This is a genomic window from Prosthecobacter sp. GW821-HT29F12 (genome assembly GCF_058803405.1).
The window spans coordinates 2,637,491-2,655,350 of sequence record NZ_CM179517.1; the positions used below are offsets into that span (position 1 = coordinate 2,637,491).

15 protein-coding genes are annotated in these 17,860 nt (G+C 58.3%); 3 read left to right on the forward strand and 12 right to left on the reverse strand.

The genetic code is table 11. The annotated features are described in order from the left end of the window. Positions 1 to 16: 16 nt before the first annotated feature. The 9 genes from AC3RLQ_RS10865 to AC3RLQ_RS10905 form a co-directional block, all read right to left on the reverse strand. Positions 17 to 1,651, reverse strand: coding sequence for a diflavin oxidoreductase (locus AC3RLQ_RS10865; RefSeq protein WP_493036951.1), 1,635 nt, complete (start codon positions 1,649 to 1,651; stop codon positions 17 to 19). Positions 1,652 to 1,680: 29 nt separating this feature from the next. Next, positions 1,681 to 3,312 carry a bifunctional protein-serine/threonine kinase/phosphatase gene (locus AC3RLQ_RS10870; RefSeq protein ID WP_493036953.1) on the reverse strand — a complete coding sequence of 544 codons (1,632 nt, stop codon included), beginning with the start codon at positions 3,310 to 3,312 and terminating at the stop codon, positions 1,681 to 1,683. A gap of 24 nt (positions 3,313 to 3,336) precedes the next feature. Beyond that, positions 3,337 to 4,542 carry an MFS transporter gene (locus AC3RLQ_RS10875; RefSeq protein WP_493036955.1) on the reverse strand — a complete coding sequence of 402 codons (1,206 nt, stop codon included), beginning with the start codon at positions 4,540 to 4,542 and terminating at the stop codon, positions 3,337 to 3,339. A 176-nt stretch (positions 4,543 to 4,718) separates the two neighbouring features. Continuing rightward, the gene (locus AC3RLQ_RS10880; protein WP_493036957.1) at positions 4,719 to 6,125 is read right to left on the reverse strand and encodes an alginate export family protein; all 1,407 of its coding nucleotides are present in this window, start codon (positions 6,123 to 6,125) and stop codon (positions 4,719 to 4,721) included. 33 nt (positions 6,126 to 6,158) lie between these two features. Further along, positions 6,159 to 7,037: an ABC transporter ATP-binding protein gene (locus AC3RLQ_RS10885; protein WP_493036959.1), complete on the reverse strand. Its 879-nt coding sequence runs from the start codon at positions 7,035 to 7,037 to the stop codon at positions 6,159 to 6,161. Then, entirely contained in the window at positions 7,034 to 7,954 is a 921-nt protein-coding gene (locus tag AC3RLQ_RS10890) for an ABC transporter ATP-binding protein (RefSeq protein WP_493036961.1), read from the reverse strand. The genes AC3RLQ_RS10885 and AC3RLQ_RS10890 overlap by 4 nt, the downstream gene beginning before the upstream one ends. Positions 7,955 to 7,974: 20 nt before the next feature. Next, positions 7,975 to 8,760, reverse strand: coding sequence for a nitrate ABC transporter permease (gene ntrB, locus AC3RLQ_RS10895; RefSeq protein WP_493036963.1), 786 nt, complete (start codon positions 8,758 to 8,760; stop codon positions 7,975 to 7,977). Positions 8,761 to 8,881: 121 nt separating this feature from the next. Continuing rightward, complete coding sequence (locus AC3RLQ_RS10900; protein ID WP_493036965.1) at positions 8,882 to 10,165, reverse strand: CmpA/NrtA family ABC transporter substrate-binding protein; 1,284 nt, start codon at positions 10,163 to 10,165, stop codon at positions 8,882 to 8,884. Then, a complete protein-coding gene (locus AC3RLQ_RS10905) occupies positions 10,162 to 11,361 on the reverse strand; it encodes a CmpA/NrtA family ABC transporter substrate-binding protein (RefSeq protein ID WP_493036967.1) in 1,200 nt (399 codons plus the stop codon). Before AC3RLQ_RS10905 ends, AC3RLQ_RS10900 begins: the two co-directional genes overlap by 4 nt. Here AC3RLQ_RS10905 and AC3RLQ_RS10910 point away from each other — a divergent pair. Then, entirely contained in the window at positions 11,360 to 12,274 is a 915-nt protein-coding gene (locus AC3RLQ_RS10910; RefSeq protein WP_461526063.1) for a LysR family transcriptional regulator, read from the forward strand. The two genes, AC3RLQ_RS10905 and AC3RLQ_RS10910, sit on opposite strands and share 2 nt — an antisense overlap. Here AC3RLQ_RS10910 and AC3RLQ_RS10915 read toward each other — a convergent pair. After that, positions 12,200 to 13,060: a hypothetical protein gene (locus AC3RLQ_RS10915; RefSeq protein ID WP_493036969.1), complete on the reverse strand. Its 861-nt coding sequence runs from the start codon at positions 13,058 to 13,060 to the stop codon at positions 12,200 to 12,202. The two genes, AC3RLQ_RS10910 and AC3RLQ_RS10915, sit on opposite strands and share 75 nt — an antisense overlap. Before the next feature lie 77 nt (positions 13,061 to 13,137). Continuing rightward, on the reverse strand, positions 13,138 to 14,340 hold the full coding sequence (locus AC3RLQ_RS10920) for a magnesium transporter (protein ID WP_493036971.1): 1,203 nt from the start codon (positions 14,338 to 14,340) through the stop codon (positions 13,138 to 13,140). Between the two features lie 93 nt (positions 14,341 to 14,433). Between AC3RLQ_RS10920 and AC3RLQ_RS10925 the strand changes: the two genes are divergently transcribed. Then, a complete protein-coding gene (locus AC3RLQ_RS10925) occupies positions 14,434 to 15,423 on the forward strand; it encodes a rhomboid family intramembrane serine protease (RefSeq protein WP_493036973.1) in 990 nt (329 codons plus the stop codon). A 231-nt stretch (positions 15,424 to 15,654) separates the two neighbouring features. Further along, positions 15,655 to 16,206, forward strand: coding sequence for a cob(I)yrinic acid a,c-diamide adenosyltransferase (locus AC3RLQ_RS10930; RefSeq protein ID WP_493036975.1), 552 nt, complete (start codon positions 15,655 to 15,657; stop codon positions 16,204 to 16,206). Positions 16,207 to 16,325: 119 nt separating this feature from the next. Here the strand turns inward: AC3RLQ_RS10930 and AC3RLQ_RS10935 are convergent, their stop codons facing one another. Continuing rightward, entirely contained in the window at positions 16,326 to 17,825 is a 1,500-nt protein-coding gene (locus AC3RLQ_RS10935; RefSeq protein WP_493036977.1) for a DUF4340 domain-containing protein, read from the reverse strand. Positions 17,826 to 17,860 lie beyond the last annotated feature (35 nt).

The following is a 17,860-nucleotide window of genomic DNA, read 5'->3' on the forward strand; positions in this document are numbered from 1 at the left end:
CACAGCGGGAGGTGGTTCAATAGACATCGCGGGCATAGCGTTTCTCCTTTTTCATTTGGTTGACGTAGGCGGCGGCCTCCTCGGCTGTTTTTCCACCGGCGGTTTGGATGATGCTGTGCAGCGCATCATCAACATCTTTGGCCATGCGTTTGGCGTCACCACACACATAGAAGTGTGCCCCCTCCTCCAGCCACTGCCAGAGTTCCGTGGCGGCCTGCAGCATGCGTGTTTGCACGTAGATCTTTTCTTCCTGATCGCGGCTGAAGGCGGTGTCCAGCCGTGTGAGGTGCCCTTTTTGAACCCACTCAATGATCTGGTCGTGGTAGAGGAAGTCGCTGGCGCGCTTTTGATCTCCGAAGAACAGCCAGTTTTTTCCCGAGGCCTGTGTTGCTTCACGCTCTTCGAGGAAGGCACGGAACGGCGCGATGCCGGTGCCCGGGCCGACCATGATAACGGGCCTCGTGAGATCCGCAGGCAGACGAAAATGATTGGCTGCATGGAAGTAGATGCCAGTGGTCTCTTCGAGCGGCAGGCGATCCGCCAGGAACGTGGAAGCCACCCCCTTGTGAGCCACTCCATCGCTGCTGTAGCGGACCGCCGCGACGCAGAGATGGACTTCATTCTCGTGCTTCTTGATGCTCGAAGCGATGGAGTAGAGGCGAGGCTGCAGCTTGCGCAGATTTTCCACGAACGCCATGAGAGTCAGGCTGGCTTCAGGCCTTTTTCCGTAGAGGTTTCTCACTTCATAGTGCTTGATGAGCGCCTCCCTTAGCGGTGCGCTGCCACCGTCAGGCAGCGCTACCACCGCCTGCGGATCAAAGGCATGCGCAGCGATGACCGCATCCACCACTTCCGGGCAGTTTTGCACGAACACACCCAGAGCGTCTCCCACCTCGTAGGTCAGATCGCTGCCGGTGAGTGAAAAAGCAATGTGTCGGGTGTCCTTGCTGCTGCCCCGGGTATTCAAAGGCACGTTGGCGATGAGCTTGGCTGGGAACGGCTTCTTTTTGCTATAGCCTGTCTCTTCTACCTCTGCTGCACCAACGACTGCGGCAGATGCCGCTGCGGAATCTCCGCTCAAGACCGTGAAAGCATTGGAGCTCCACTTCTTCGCGAGATCATCGAACTCCACGTCGCAATCAACCCTGTCCACAATGCGCTTCGCGCCGAGTTCGGCGAGGCGTGTGTCGAGCTTCTTGCCGGCAAGGCAGAAAGTATCACCGTAGTTTTTGTCTCCTAGCGCGAGAATGCTGTACTGCACGCCATCCAGTTTCGGACTGCTGCCATTTTGATTGAGGCTGTCCCAGAAGGACACGGCATTGTCAGGCATGTCCCCTTCCCCCCAGGTGCTGGTGATGAGAAGGACGTTTTGTTCTTTGACAAGGTCGGAGGGTTGCAGCGAGTCGAGGCCTGCAGCGCGCGCTGCAAAACCCCGACCCGATGCTTCCCTGGCCAGCCGCTTGGCCAAACTTTCCGCATTACCGCTCTGACTGCCGAAGGCGATGAGGAGCGGGGTGGCTGCCTTCTGGGGCGAAACCACGGAGGCGGCTGCGGAGCCGCGATTGAGCACACCGGCGAGGAAGCCATTGAGCCAGGCTCGCTGCTCGGTGGAGAAGGGTGCGTTGTCAGGAATGACGGGGACTGAGTTCATGTTAGCGGCGGTGGGGGAATTGAAGTGCGTCACTTCTGGGACAGGAGCCTGAAAGCCAGCCAGATCGTGGTGAGCAAAAAGATGAAAAAGCCGGTCTTGTAGAAGGCGACCGGGTTGCGTTCGATCAGCGGAGTGTCCGCTTCATAGAAAGGCTGCACGCGTTCGGGATGATTGAGATCATGCGCCAGCTCGGAGTAATGCTGGTAGCGGCGTGCGGGCTTGATGGCGATGGCACGGTGAATGACAGCCTCCAGCCATGATGGAATGTTCGGATTGATCTTGGACAGCCGCTTCGCCACATGGAAAACAGGCGTCTGGAAGCGCTCGATCTGACCGTAAGGCAGCCTGCCCGTGAGCGCCTGATACAGCGTGACACCAATGGCAAAGATCTCTGTGCGCTCGCTGATGGGAACGCTGTGAAAGCGCTCCGGTGCAAGGTAGCTGGCAGTACCAGCACGTGATGAGACGGAGAAGATGGCGGCAGCGCTGCCGAGATCGACAAGCTTGAAGGTGAGGCGCGTGTAGTCACCGATGCAGAGGATGTTCTCCGGCTTGATGTCACCATGAGCGAGGTCCAGGCGCAGGAGCGTCTGCGTGGCTTCCGCGAGAAACTTCCCCAGCGCGATGGCGGAGTCCACCGAGAGCACGCGCTCGCGCAGCACGGCGGCAAGGCTTGGCGCATCCGCAAACTCCATGAGATAGTAGCGCATGGTCTGCCCCGGCGGCTCGTAGGAGCGGACGAAGTGCGCGGACTGCGCACGAGTGGCGTTCCACGTCTCATGTGTGAAGGCTTCGAGATGCTGCGGGCTGTCCACCGCCTCCACGGGTGCAAATTTCATGACCACGCGATGGCCGTCCTTTTCAGCCAGCCACACGCGGCTGGTTCCATGAAACGAGCGCATGAGTTCATACCCGTCGATCTTGTCACCCTTTTTCAAAACTGCGGGAATGGTGAGCGGGCGTGCATTCATGGCGTGAAGTCTGCCGGTTTGCTGGATGTCGAGAACAAGGGCGCTCATGTCGTCCAGCGTTTCATCCTTCGCCTTCTGGCGCGCCGTCTGCACAATTCCACGAGCTGAGCTGTGACGGGAAAGCGCCATGGCGATCTCATCCTTTGACACATGATTGGACACACCGTCAGAGCACAGGAAAGCCACATCACCGTCCTGCAGCGTGAGCGTGAAACAGGCAGGCTCAATCTCCGAACTCATGCCGAGCGCACGCGTGAGGATGTGGGAGCGCTCCGTCTCCACGTGTGTGGTGGAGAGCGTGTTCAGCTTTCCTTCACGCCAGAGCCAGATGGAGGAGTCTCCGAGATTGATGCCATGCAGCGTGTCTCCCTCGATCACCACTGCGGCCAGCGTGGCCACCATCTCTGTGCGTTCATAGCGCACCTGTGACTCCTGATACAGCGCCAGATTGAGGATGCGGGCAAAGGTGGTGAGCGCCTGCTGCGGCGACCAGGAGCGCGGACGTGCGCTGTAATGCTCAATGAGAGAGCTCACCGCACGCTGCGCCGCCTCTCGCGCGGGTTCGCCGCTGCCCGCGCCGTCGCTGAGCACGGCGATGACGGTTTGATCCCACGAGCGCACGGCAAAGGCATCGGAAGAAGGAATCCCTTCTTCTCTGGCCATGCCGTGACTGGTGGTGAGAACTTTCATCACTTCGGAAAAACAAGGTGCGGACTAAATGCGTGCCTCAGCCAGAGCGCCCCAGGTGGTGCGCCAGCGGAGTTTGACGAAATTGAGGCCGACAAGGGCCAGAATGCACAGCGTGGAAAAAGCGAGCAGACCTGCGAGATAGCTGCCCGTGAGGCCCTTGGAAAAGCCCAACGAACTGGCGAGCATGAAGCCGCCCAGCCCACCACCACAGCCCACCAGGCCGGTCATCACACCAATGTCCTTGGCAAAGCGCTGCGGGAGCAGCTGAAAGACGGAGCCATTGGCCATGCCGAAAGCGCAGGAAGCCAGGAAGAAACCAAAGGCGCAAAGCCCGATCGTTCCTGCACAAGCCGCCAGCACCAGCGCCAGTGCTGCAGCAAGAAAAAAGACATGCAGGGCGCGAATACCACCGAGACGATCGGCCAGCGCACCTCCTACCGGCCTGCCCAGAGCCCCCACCAGCGTGCACAGCGCCGCCCAGGTGCCAGCCTCGACTGGCTGAAGATGAAACTCGGACGTGAAGTAGATGATGAGTGATGCGGCCAGTCCGGAGAAACCGCCGAAGCTGATGGTGTAGAAGAAGCAGAACCAGTGCGCGTCTTTCTCCTTCAGCAGGTTCACATAATCCTTGAGCGTCTTCTTTTTCACCTTCACCTGCGCCTCCTTGGAGAACACGATGTAGATGACGAGCACCAGGAGCAGCGGGATGAGAGCCAGACCAAAAACGGCATTCCAGCCATAAATGACAGCCAGCCGTGGCGCCAGGATCGCATCAATGACCACGCCGACATTTCCCGCACCTGCGAGGCCCAGCACCAGCCCCTGCATGTGCGGCGGATACCAGCGCCCAGCCTGAGGCAGCGCCACGGCAAAGCTGGCACCGGCAACGCCAAGCACCACTCCCAGCATCAAAGTGTGTGAAAACTGGTGCAGGCCCGTGAGCCACGCCGTGGTCATGCCTGCGATGACGATGAGCTGCGCCATGATGCCCGTGTTCTTGGCACCGATGCGGTCCACCAGCATCCCAAGCAGGATGCGAATGAATGCACCCGACAAGTAGGGCACCGCCACCATCAGCCCCTTCTCCTGAGGTGTGAGCCCAAGAGAGGACCCGATCTGCGCCCCAAGCGCACCGAGAATGGTCCAGACCATGAAACTGACATCAAAGTACAGAAACGAAGTTAACAGCGTGGGCCAGTGTCCGGAGGTTTTGAGATCGGCTAATTTCATGAGGTTGGGTGGAAGTTCTATCCCTTCTATGAGAGCTTTCCCCGTGCCAAGTGTGCTAGGGCAATCCACGAACGCCTTGAATGTTTTTTATATTATTGATGAATTTCTCTCATGCATAAAAACCCAGTCGCCTGCCGCTTGATAAACTGGTCGCGGCAGGCGGCGGGTCCGGCAGATCAGAAGTCGATCTGCACCTGAACGTAACCAAACTGGGCATTGCTCGCCGCACCAGTCTGCTTCAGGTAATCACCAGCGATAAAATAGCTGTAGCCGGTCAGAAACGCGACGTGAGGGTTGAGCTTGTAGCTCACGGTGAGGTCAAACTCCTGCCCGCGGAAACTGCTCGCATTGTTGGCGGCGGCGCTGAGAGGGCGAACTTTGGTGGCACCGTTGGCACGATACCATGCGTCAGCATTGTTGGCGTTCCAGTAGAGATGGTAGTCCAGCATCACCTTCATCTTGGGCGTCGGCATGAAGCTGAAATTCACCTGGGGGTTGTGCACGTTCATCCAGGCCGTGGTGTCCATGTAGCCGTAGAACAGATGGTTCGTCGGATACAGGTTCTGGAAGGTGCCGATCTTGCCATCGTTAGGATCACCATCGCCGCTGGCATAGTTGTATTGCAGACCAAAACGTGGCTTCCAGGCGTGCTTGAGCCAGTTGTAGCCAGCACCCCAGTGGCCGGCGTAGGCGGTGAGAGAACGACCGCCCACCTTGCCGGTTTGGAAGTCCATCTCGGTGTCATAGTCGAAGCCGTTCAGCTTCTTCGGATCGCCTTTCCACAGCGTGCCCAGAGTGACAAAGCTCGTTGAGCCAGTCGGTGCGCCGAAGTTTGCCGTGCCGTCATCCCGGTTGTGAAACACATAGAAGTCCGTGGTGGTGTTGAAGGGCACAAAGAGCGTGCTCAGGTAGATTCCGCTCATGAAGGCATTGCGGTGATCCGATTGATCAATGAAATCCGACTTGTTCCATTTGTTGTTGGCAAAGTTCACCGGGCTGGCAGTGAAGAGATCAAGAGACCATTTGCTCGCAGTATAGCGAAACTTAAAGGCGTCAAAAGTGCGCGCCTGATTCGCCCATTCCAGCGGCCCCAGGAGACGTTGATCGCCATAGGACAGGAACTGGCGACCGAGGACGGAGCTGAATCCCTTTTTGAGATTGCCGATCTGGATGTAGGCCTTGAGGACATCAAAGACATCATCGCCTTCAGCGCCGTTCACTCCGATCTGGCGCGCCCGGCTGCCGCCGATTTCACGCACGTCCTGTCCCTGCACATAGAGCTTGAGCCATGGATTCAAATCATACCCAAGTCCGAGACGAAAACGCTGGAGCAGCCAGGCAGCGTCCTGCGGACTGTTGACGGCGCTGTTGAAGTCGAAGTTGTTGTCACGGATTTCGTAGCGCATCTTTTCCTGCACATCCACAGTCAGCTTGCCCATCTTCATGGGAGCATAGGTGGGCGGCGGAGGGGCCAGCGTGAAGCCCGGGACAGGCGCTGGTGCGGGGGCCGTGGATTTGGGTGCGGGAGTTTGGGCGAATGCCAGCGAGGAAGTCGCCAGCAAAAGCGGGAGTAGCCTTTTCATGGGGTGTAGTGGGTGGGTGTGTTGTTGATTCGGCTAAGCGGCGGCTGCAGGGAAATTGGGGGCATGGGTGGCCAGTTCGGCGGCCATGTCTGGAGACGGGACAAACTTCGGATCACGGCTGGGGCGGATGTGCGACTTGTCATTGAGGAAGGTGATGAGCCGCTCGCGCAACTCGTAGTAACGCGGGTCTTCCATGATCTGCTTGCGATTGCGTGGACGCTCGAAAGGGATTTGCAAAATATCACCCACTTCGGCCTCGGGGCCATCCGTCATCATCACGACGCGATCCGAGAGAAAGATGGCTTCGTCCACATCATGCGTGACCATGAGGGTCGTGATGCGGTTGCGCCTCCACAGTTCGAGCAGCACCTCCTGGAGTTCATAACGAGTGAGTGAATCCAGCATGCCAAAGGGCTCGTCCAGCAGCAGCATTTTGGGCTGCAGGGCAAACGCACGGGCAATGCCCACGCGCTGGCGCATCCCCTGGGAAAGTTCACCGGGATGCTTGTGCATCGCATCGCCAAGACCAACGATGGTAAGGTAATACTCCGCCATGTGACGACGCTCCGCTTTGCTGGCGGTGTAGTAGACCTGATTCACGCCGAGCATGACGTTTTCAAAGGCCGTCATCCAGGGCAGCAGGCAGGGCGACTGAAACACAATGCCACGGTCCGGACCCGGGCCGCTGGCTTCACGCCCCGCAAGGATCATGTTGCCCTGGCTGAGGTCGCTCAGGCCGGCCACCATCATGAGCACCGTGCTCTTGCCGCAGCCGCTGTGGCCAATGAGCGTGGCGAACTCGCCCTCCTTCAATTTGAGATTGAAGTTTTTGACGATCGTTGCCGGCCCTTTCGGCGTCTCGTACGTCTTCCACAGACGATCCAGTTCAAGCATGGGAGGAGAGGATTTCATGCGACCACCTCCACTTCTTCACGTTTGGAGTCGGAGCGCCGCCTGGGACCGGCGCGGTTGAGAAACTGCAACGAGTTCACGTGTGTCAGATCTTCAGGAAGGATGTCTGGCAGCGTGAGCTTGACACTGGTTTTGGGTTTCATGCGCCCCTTGGCATCCAACAGAGTGTTGATGAGCTGAGTGCGGAGTTTTTTGAATTTAGGATCGTGATTGAGCGTCTTTCGATCTCGTGGCCGCTCGATATCGACCAAAATCGGCTCGCCGAGGGTTGCGGGGGCGGTGGGCAGCAGTGGAATGACACGGTCCGCCAGCAACAATGCCTCATCGGGATCATTCGTGATCCACAGCACCGTGGTGAGGTTTTGACGCCAGATCTCGCTGATCTCGTCCTGAATCGTCGCCCGAGTGAGCGCATCCAAGGCACTCAAAGGTTCATCCAACAGCAGCACCTTGGGATTCATCGACAGGGTACGAGCCACCGCCACGCGCTGCCGCATGCCGCCGGAGAGTTCCTTCGGCAGCTTGTGCGCCGCGGGCTTCAGCTTCACCATGTCGATGTACTTCTGTACATGCTCTTTGCGCTGCGCGGGCGTCCAGTCTTTGAAGACCTCATCCACTGCCAGCGCGATGTTTTCCTCCACCGTCAGCCAGGGCAGCAAGGAGTAGTTCTGAAAGACCAAGCCCCGATCTGGCCCCGGCCCGGTGATGGTCTCACCGGAGATCGTGGCCACGCCTGCATCAGGCTTTACCAGACCGGAGATGAGATTGATCAGCGTGCTTTTGCCGGATCCGGAGTATCCAACGATGACGACGAACTCCCCTTCCTCCAGGGAGAGATTGATGTTCTTGAGAACTTCCGTGCGTGTGCCCGGCAGCCCAAAGCCTTTGGAGGCACCTTTGATTTCGATAAGCGGCATATCTGGATCAGAGTTGAGGGTTAGGCGGTCTTGAACCGCGATTCAACGACACTCATCAGGCGGTCGAGAATGTAGCCAACGACGCCAATGGTGAGGATGCAGAGAATGATGTGGGCGTAGCTGTTGGCGTTGTATTGCTGCCAGAGGAATCCGCCCACACCGGGTCTGCCGGTGAGCATTTCCACCGCCACGATCACAAGCCAGGCGATGCCGAGGCTCAGGCGGAATCCCGTAAACATGTATGGCAACGTGGCAGGAACCAGGACCTTCCAAAGCGTTTTTGATTTGGAGAGCTTGAGCACCTTGGCCACATTCAGGTAATCCTGCGGCACAGCACGCACGCCGACGGCGGTGTTCATCACCGTGGGCCACATCGCACAGATGGCGATGGTGAAAAGCGCTGCGGCATCAGAGGCTCCAAAGGTCGTGCGGCCCTCACCATTCACGATTTTGACGCCACTGAAGAGAATCATTCCCAGCGGCAACCATGCGAGAGGAGAAACCGGTCTAAGCACCTGGATGATGGGATCAAATGCGATGGCAAACTTCTTCGAAAGGCCCAGGAAGAAACCAATAGGAGTGCCTATGATGAGGGCGATGAAGTACCCCTGCACCACCAGCACCAGAGACATCCACGTAAACCGCAAGATGCCCTGATCCAACTCTCCACGCTTGGCGAACGGCTCCGTAATGTAGAGCTTGCTTGCCGTCCATGTCTCGACCGGAGTCGGGAGATCGGCGGAAAGGCCAGCGCGTTTCGTGACTTTGATCTTGTCACCGAAATCATCCACTTTTTCAGTGGTCATGGACTTCCCGGCAATTGCGTACCAAAGAATACCACATGCTAATATTGCACCGAGCGGCAATAGGATGAATTCGAGTTTGAAGCGTTGGATCAGGTGCATAATGCGGCTATGCGGTCTGGGGTTAGGCTTTGAGAGTTTTCACCGCGAATGATGCGGCATAGGCTTCGAGATCGGACTTCGGATCGAAGGTGACACCGTCGAAAAGCGTTTCGGGCTTTTCATCGACACCGCCGTGGGTGTAGCCGATTTCCTTCATGGCCTCTTCGTAGATATCCGAGCGCATGACTTGCTTCGCCACGCCTTCGTAGTCGGACGCGCCATCCACGAATCCCCAGCGGCGGAGCTGAGTGAGCCACCACTTGGCATACTTGGCTTGCGGGTAGTTGCAGTTGCGATCACTGAAGATCATGTAGTTCGGGTCCTTGAACTTGCGGCCGTCACCCATGTTGTACTTGCCTTGCAGACGCCCCAGGATGGCCTCGGGCGGGCAGTTGATGTAGGTCGCAGCGCTGACGATGTTCGCCTGCTCTTCGCGGTTCTCCATCTTGTCGAGCCAGACACTGGCCTCATGCAGCGCCTTGAGCACCGCTTTGACAGTCTTCGGATTCTTCGCGGCAAATTCCTCGCTAAAGGCGCAGACTTTTTCAGGATGATCCTTCCAGATCCCCTGCGTGGCGATGGAGGTGTAGCCAATGTCCTCTGCAATGGTCTTTGCATTCCAAGGTTCACCCACACAAAAGCCGTCCATCTTGCCGACCTTCATGTTCGCCACCATCTGGGGCGGCGGCACAGTGATAAGGGAGACATCAGCACCAGCACCAGCGGCATCGCCGGGATTGATGCCGCCGGCGGCGAGGTAGTAGCGAATCCACATCGCGTGCGTTCCCGGCGGAAAGGTCATCGCAAAGGTGAGCGGATTGCCTTTGGCCTTGGCTTCATCCACGAAGGGCTTCAGGGCCTTCGGATCATCTGCAACTTTGCCTTTGAAGGTGTTGGCGAGCGTGATGGCCTGACCATTTCGGTTGATGATCCACGGTGCGATCATCGGCTTCTTCGGTGCGCCGCCGAGTCCCATCGTGCTTGCGATCGGCATGCCGAGCAGCATGTGCGTGGCCTGGATGTCCCCATTGGTGAGTGAATCGCGGATGGCCGCCCAGCTGGCGCCTTTGCTGACGGTGGAATTGACGCCGTATTTTTTGAACAGTCCTTTTTCGTGCGCCACGACGATGCTGGAACAATCGGTGAGGGCGATCATGCCAAACTTCATGTCGGGTGACTCGGGAGAGTCATCGGCATAGGCGGAGCCGATCCAGCCCTGAGGCAGACCGGAGAACAGAGCACCGAGACCGGCGGTGGCGCCGGTGCGCAGAATGGAACGACGGGTGAGTGGAGAGGAGGGATTCATGCTTGAACGAGTTTGGAGCGTTTGTTGTTTTTGGCGGGGGTGCGGGCGGCTGCTTTGGCTTTGGGAAATTGGAGTTCGGCAGTCCACGCTTCGTGCAATGCGGTGGCTGCATCGGTGTATTGACTGCTGGTCAGCAGACCGTGTGCGATGAACTGATCGAGCAGCCAGCGTCCGCGCTCACTCACGGGCAAGTTGGCGTCACGACGGTGGAAAATGTGGAAATCCGTGACCGCCACGGATTTGTCGAAGCCGAGATCCAGGGGGCCAACGAGCGAGCGTTTCAGGATCTTCTCAGACCCGGAAAAGTAGCCGCTGTCGGCAAGAACGCGGACAACTTCTGGGCGGTTATCCTTGGCATCACAGAACTCACAGGCCTCTTTCAAGGCGTTGATGATCGCCTGGGACTCTGCCCCATGAGCACTGACAAATCGCTCGGTGGTGAGCAGTACTTTTTCAGGATGCCCCGGGGCTAGCTGTTCGCTGGTGGCAGCGATCCAGCCGATGCCTTGATCGACGGCATAGGAGTTCCAAGGTTCACCGACGCAGTAACCATCAATGAGACCTGCCGCAAGACTGGAAGCCATCTGCGTTGGCGGCAGCGCGACGATGCGAACATCCTTTTCAACATCAATGCCGCCTGCCTGCAGCCACTGGCGCAGGAGAAAATTGTGGGAGGAGTAGCGGGACACCATGGCAAAGGTGAAGCGGCGGCTGAAGGCGCTGCGGATGAGCTTTTTCAAACTGGTGGCATCACGCACACCACGGTTCCACAGATCCCGGCTGAGAGTGATCGCGTTGCCATGCAAATTGAAGACAAACGGAGCGACCACCCGACATGGCGGACCGCTTATCCCGAGACGCATGGCCAGCGCCAGACCGGCAATGGCGTGCACCGCGTCCAGCTGGCCGTAGAGCAGCTTTTCCCGGATGGTGGCCCAGCCAACCTCACAGCTCAACTCGACATGCACACCGTGTTTGCGGAACAGATCCATCTTTCTGGCCACCAGCAATGGAGCGCAATCAACCAGGGGAATGAACCCGATGCGGACTGGCTGAACGACCCCGGCTAATGTGGATTTTTGGACTGTGGAGAGCTTCTGCATGCCCCGACATATCAGCATCAGGCGAGCCACGTGCCAGAATTTCGCCAGAAACAAGGCGCAATGTTTTTCAATTGATGTATGAATCGCATTCATGGATCAAGCCATCGACACCCGACAGCTCCGCGCCTTCGTCCGCCTGGCACGCAGCGGCAGCTTCACGCAGACCGGACGCGAACTGCACCTCACGCAGAGTGCTGTCAGTCATGCCATCAAGTCCCTGGAGACAGACCTCGGCAGCCGGCTGTTTCACCGCCAGGGCAAGCACGTACACCTCACGCATGCAGGGCGCGAGCTGCTGCCACATGCAGAAACGATCCTGCAGTCCATGAGCCACGCACGGGCGGTGCTCGGAACGCTGGACCAGATGCCGCGTGGCAAACTGAAAATAGGCTGCACCACCGCAGCGGCGCAGTTCATTCTGCCCACTGTGCTGCGCGAGTTCAAAGAGTCCTTCCCGCTCTATGAGATCAAGGTCACCTGCGGAGAAACCCCGGACACGATCGAGCGACTGGTGAGCAATGAAATCGACCTCGCGGTCAGCCTGCGTCCGCTTGACGTCTCCCGCATGAACTGCCACGCCATCTTTGATGACGAACTGGAGTTTCTCGTCTCTCCCCTGCACCGCTGGGCTCAGACGCGGCCAAAGCTGAAGGATGCGGCAAACGAGACCTTCATTGTTGCGAGCCGCAACAGCATGAACTTCTCGATGATTCAGGAATACTTTCTCAAGAACGGCGTGCGTCTGAGTTCTTTCATTGAGCTGGGCAGCTCCGAGGCCACGGTTGAACTGGCCAAGCTGGGCATCGGCGTGGCGATCGCCGCACGTTGGATTGCGCGTGCTGAGATCGAAGCAGGGCAGTTGATCGCACTGCCGCTGCCGAAAGCCAAGCTCAAACGCCGCTGGATCGTCTCAACCCTCAAGAACCGCCCGCTAAACCTGCCCGAGCGTACGTTCATCGGACTTTGCGAGGAAGTGGGCCGGCGGATGAGCAACGACAATCTGTGAAAGCGCCGAGCAGACTTCGAGCAATCTCCGCCGAAGATCCGCAGCCTCCGCCGCCAACTCGCGTTGCTCACGCTCATATTGAACACGACCTTCCACCGTTTCGATTTTCACCGGTTCATAGCCGAGAGAGCTCAGATCATAAGGGCTTGCCCGCATGTCGAGGTCCCGGCCCTTGAGCGCCAGTTCAAAACACTCGCCGATCAAATCGGAGCCGGTCCAGGGCCAGAGCTTGGAAGACCACTTGTACAAATCCATGTTCGCATGCAGGCAGGCCGCCTGCTCGAGATCAGGACGAGAATCGAGCGTGGGCTGCAGGACATTCAACGGTCGCGCATCCGACGTAAAAAAACGAAACGCATCATAGTGTGAGCAGCACACGGGAAGAGACTCCACAAAGGCGGCGAGTTCATGCGGTGGCAGACGCAGTTCATAGCCTTGATGCCGCACCTGCTTCACTGACTGACGGTACACCATGGCCCACTCATGCAGGCCGAAGCAGGTGAACCTCCCTGCCCTGCCCAGGATGCGCGTGCAGAGCATGGCCACCCAGGCGGCGAACTCTCGCTCTCGCTGCATGAATCGCCTCTCGTCCACACGCAGAAACCCCTTTTCGCAAACGAACCGATCACTTTGCAACCAAGGGCATGCTTCGAGATCAGCGCTGGTGACTTCCAGTCCCACACTGTAAGGCGGCACCCATTGCTTGAGCTTCGCTGGCGCAAAGCTGTAGTAGGTGAAGAGAAAATCATGCACCGGATGTTTCGCGTCTCGGCTGCGGCGGTCCACGAAAGCGTCAGCATGTGCGGCAACGCGCGCTGCATGATCGTGCATACGCTGCCTCCACTCTTCCCTGCTCCAAATGATCATGGCACCAGCAAGGTCGCGAGTCCGAGAAAGGTGCCCATGCTGATCACATCCGTGGCGGTGGTGAGAAAGATGCTGGATGCGGTGGCAGGATCAGCGCCAAACTTTCTCAGCAGCAACGGAATCAACGCACCACTCAAGCCGCTGACGACGCAGCTAAAAGTCATCGCGACCCACACCACGAACGCAAGCACGAGTGCGTTGGGATTGTGATTCATGCGTGCATAGATCCCCATGCCGATGCCTGCGGAAATACCGACGAGCATGCCGTTATACAAACCTAGCAAACCCTCTTTGATCACGAGCCGGCGTTCATCTCCCGGTTTCAGATCACCCAGCGTCATACCGCGCAAGGTCACCGCAAGTGCCTGGCATCCCGTATTGCCAGACTGTCCGGCTAGCACCGGCAGAAACGCAGCAAGCAGCACGAGGCGGCCGAGCGTACCCTCAAACACCCCGACAACGGTCGCAGCGATGAAGCAGGTGACGAGATTGATCTGCAGCCATGGATGACGGAAACGCAGGCTGCGCAGCAGCGGTGTGGAGAGTCGCTCCTCCTTTTCCACCCCCACCATCGATCCAACCTGGGCACTGATTTCGATGGCCCGCGCCTCGAACAAGGTCTGCCCGCGCACCAAGCCCAGCAGGATGCCGTCTTTGCTGCACACAGGATAGACGGGGTAGTGCTTGTTGACGACGAGCTTCATCGCCTCGGTCAGCTCCATGTTGGGGTCGAGCTTGAAGGGGTCCCGCACCATCACATCCTTGAGTCTGGCGTCCGGCTCGGCGAGCATGAGATCGCGCATCACCAGCAGGCCGAGCAGGCGCCCCTGTTCATCCGTGATATAACCGTAGGTGATAAAGGCCTTCTTCGCGAGCTTGCGCACTTCTTCGATGGTGTCGCGCGCGCTTGCGTCAGGTCGGAAGACTGCCACCGGCTCCTCCATCAGCCAGCCGACACTGTCTTCGGGATGTTCGCGGTTGCTGGCCCACTGCCTGGCCTTTTGCAAAGGCACAAACGTCATGGCCGCAGTCCGCGGTTCTTCCTGCATCTCCTCAAGCACGTGCTGAGCCACCATGGGGTTCAGCTGTTGCAGCACCTTGGCGGCATCCTCGCCCGAGGCTTGCTCCAGCAGATCAGCGGCATCATGCGCCCCACTTTGAGATACGGCGTCGAGCAGGGATTCAGAAGACGATTTCATACTGTAAGAAAAGCGTAACCGAACCGTCGGCGCTTGTCATCGCCAACGCGAAAAAAACCTCGCACAGGGCGCGCAGACGGGCACATTCAGCCCATGTCCCTGTACGACCGCGACTACATGCGTGAAGGACCGCCACGTTCCGTTGCCGGAATGGTGCGGGAATTTACGGCATTCCACGTAATCCTTGGGATCAATATTGCGGTGTTTGTCATGCAGTTCGTGTTTGAGACCGGCTGGGTCCGACACCCCCTGACGGGGGAGATGTACATGCCCCTGGGCGGCGTGAGCGTGCATGAACTGATGCGTGGCAATGTCTGGACGCTCTTCACCTACATGTTTGTGCATGGCAGTGTGGTGCACTTTGCCCTGAACATGATGATGCTGTGGTTCGCCGGGCGTGGGGTGCAGCAGCTGTTTGGCAGCCGCCATTTCACCCTGATCTATATTTTCTCCGGCGTGGTGGGCGCCGCCACAGAGATGGCCGTGAATGGTTTTGTGACAGGTGACATGACCACGCCCCTCGTGGGCGCTTCTGCGGCGGTTTTTGGTTTGCTCATGGCGCTGGCGGTGGTGATGCCGGATGAAAAAATCACTGCGTTCATCTACTTCATCATCCCCGTGCATCTGCGCCTTTGGACACTGGCCAAGGGCCTGTTCATCATCCAGCTGGTCTTTGGCCTGGCAGGCATCCTGTTTCATATCCTGCCCGAAGGGATGCAGATCGCTTACTTTGCCCACCTTGGCGGCGCGGCACTGGGCTGGTTTTACGCACGCAGCCTCGGCTATGGCGGCAGACCTCTGACCTACGCCAGTCAGTGGCAGCCGACACAGTACCGGCAGCCGCGCAAACCGGCCATGGCCCGTTCGCGTTCACGGCCGGCAAACGAACTCGAAATAGACACGGTTCCCCTGGCCTCGCAGCGGCAGCTGGACTCGGTGGAAGCGTGGATGGAGGAGGTGGTGAATCCTCTGCTGGATAAAATGAACCTGCACGGGAAAGACAGCCTCACGGCGGAGGAGTTGCTCACTTTGGAACGAGCCAGCCGGGAAGTGGATCGCCGCCGACAGGCCAAAGGTGGCTGAAACTGCACCCCGTCCCATGCTTCCCACACGCTCCGCACGTCTGGCCGCCTTGCTCCTTTTGGCCCTGCTGTTTGGCTGGACGGTACGTTCCTGCCGCAAAGGAAAAACAACCCTCCTTCCACCACCAGCTCCAATCGCGGCCCCGCTTCACGAAACGCCGCCCAGCAGCTTTCCTGACGAATGATCGCTTTCAGCCGTCTTTCCCTTTTCTGAATTCGTAGCTCTCTTCCTATGTCCATCGCCACCCGCAAAGGAGATCAAGGCCAGACCGACCTGCTGTTTGGCTGTCGCCTCGCCAAATCCCATCCTCGAGTTCACGCCCTTGGTGCGGTGGATGAACTGAACGCCGCCCTCGGCCCCCTGCGCATCGCCGCTGCACGCGAGGAGACGCAGCAAATCGTACCCAAGGTGCAGCGCTGGCTCATTGAACTCATGGGAGAGCTGGCCACCCCACCCGGCGATGAAAGCCGTTATGCAGCCACTCATCCCGATCGCATTTCCACCCCCAACGTCGAGCGGCTGGATGAGTGGGTGGCCAAGCTGGAGGCTGGTGGCGCGCTCAAATTCAAAGGTTGGGCACTGCCCGGCGAAGCCGGTGTGATGAGCGGTGCCTATGCCGATCTCGCCCGCGTGGCCTGCCGCCGTGCCGAGCGCAACGTCATCGACCTGCAGGGCACGGACGATCATGTGCCCAATGAGGAGATCATCCGCTTCCTCAACCGCTTGTCAGATGTGCTGTGGCTGCTGGCGCGGTGGGAGGAGCAAGTGGCCTCTCCATCCTGAGGATGTGGAGACTTGTCTGACAGCTTTGCATAACCATTCATCAGCGGGGCTGCTGGCAGGCAAAAAAAACGGAGTGATGCATGGCATCACTCCGTGTTGGAACAGTCTGCTGCTTCAGCTTATTTCGGGGCGTCAGCCGCTGGCTTGGCAGGTTCTGCCGGTTTGTCAGCCGCTGGTTTGGCGGGCTCTGCCGGCTTGTCAGGCGCTGGCTGGGCGGGTTTTGTGCCCGTGGCGGGGTTGGCATCAGGAGACGGGGCCGGCTTGAGTTCGGTCTTGGGAGCTGTTGGCAGTGGTACAGCAGGCGTGCTCGTGCTGATGGGTGGGTTGGGATTAGCCGCTGGAACGGCTGGAGCCGCAGAGCTGCTTGAACCGGCTGGAGGCTGGACCATGTTCAGGCCGGGAATCATCTTCTTGATATCGGGCAGTCCAGAAGGACTGGAGCTTCCACCTGCGGCAGGAGCCTGCTGCTTCGCCGGAGAAGGTGCGGCGAGGATTTCAGATCGCTTTTTCAGAAGGCTGCTGACAGTATATTCCGTGACTTCATAGACCCAGCCTTCGAATCTCTTCTCGTTGGCCAGCTTCTCTTCCAGCTTCTTCTTTTCTTCGGCAAAAGCTTCGTCGTTTTTCTTTTTGTCTTCAGGTTTTTCGTCCTTCACGGCGGCGCGCTCCTTGGGAATGTCGGCACTGACGCTCATGGTGAGGTAATATTTGTCGCCTTCTCCCTGCCCTGCCTGTTTCACAACCTGGATATTGTAGGTGAAGCCGTCAAAGGTGACCAGCTTTGCCTTCACGGCGTCCTTCATGGTGGCGGCGGCTTTGTCTTTGCTGAGGACGTCATTGAAGGTGGAGCTGGAGAGCAAGGTGCCAAGTGAGACCTTGCCAGCGTCGATGCTTTCACCAGGCCCGGCGCCATCAAGAGTGAAATCTGCCTTGTCATCTGTGCGGGAGGCTTTCCATGAGTCAGCCGGTTTTGCCGCGGTGATTTCGACAGACTTCAGCTTCTGCACATCAAAAAAACCTTTCGCCAGCCAGGCGTCTGGCTTGGTCACCAGATCAGGCAGCTGGTCATTGATCTCCCAGATCGTGTCCTCTCCTTGGACACGGATGAAGCGGTTACCTTTAGGACCGCCAAACATCTGCATCTGATCATTGTTGGACCCGCCGGAGCTGTTCACCTGCCCGCCCAGCACAAAGGAGTATTTCAGAGCATCCTTCTCGTCGAACAACTCGACGAGGGTGCCCGTGCCGGAGGCTGTGGCATTGCCGGGAGAATTCACCCCCACCTTGCCCCAGGAATCCTTGCCGATATGGCGGCCACCTTTGATTTTTTCATACTTGAGGCTCAACAGTGCGGTCTGAAGCTTCTCTTTCTCCACCGGATATCCCGCACGCTCAAGGACGACCCAGGTGTCATTCTGGACGGCGAGGGTGGTCTCAGACTTGTCCTCCTTGATCCGGATTTTTTTGATGCCGTTGATGTCGAATTCCGGGAACAGCAGCTCCCGCAATTTCACGTTCATGGCGGAACGATTCAGACGCGAGTTGCGCTTGTTGGACTGAAAATAAGCGGTGCCAACGATGGCAACGAGTAAAACCAAAAGGATGACGATCTTCTTCATGGCGTTGAGGAAAAGAACAGTGCTTAAAACGGGTT